Below are 471 nucleotides of genomic sequence, written 5' to 3'. Positions count from 1 at the left end.
GCACGCGAACCTGTCGCTGGCACAGCGCTGCAGTGCGCTGCCGGGGGGCACGCCGTTGTTCTCGGCGCTGCTGAACTATCGCCACGGCGCAGCCGTGGCAGCAGGGGAGCCCGTGCGCCCCTGGGAGGGCATGGAAGTGCTGTCCGCGGAGGAGCGCACGAACTACCCGTTCGTGATGTCGGTGGACGATCTCGGGGACGGCTTCGCCTTGGTGGCGCAGATCGTGGAGAGCGTGGATGCGCAGCGCATCTGCAACTTCATGCACATGGCCATCGGCGGACTCGTGCAGGCGCTGGCGCAGCAGCCTGCGCGGGCGATCCGCGAGCTGGAGGTGATGTCGCAGGTCGAGCGAGAACAGCTGAAGGCGTGGAGCGAGAACAGTCATAGCTTCGAGGGAGTGGAACCCGTTCACCATTTGATCGAGCGCCAGGCGCAGCAGCACCCTGAAGCCCCCGCACTGGTGTTCGGAGA

At 66.7% G+C, this 471-nt stretch carries 1 pseudogene; it reads left to right on the top strand.

The features are described from left to right. Positions 1-471: pseudogene (locus ACTJLF_RS34725) on the top strand (non-ribosomal peptide synthetase); the annotation flags it as partial.

Source organism: Variovorax sp. 22077 (genome assembly GCF_052044195.1).
GTDB lineage: Bacteria > Pseudomonadota > Gammaproteobacteria > Burkholderiales > Burkholderiaceae_C > Variovorax > Variovorax atrisoli.
This window is presented reverse-complemented; position numbering and strand designations above follow the sequence as displayed.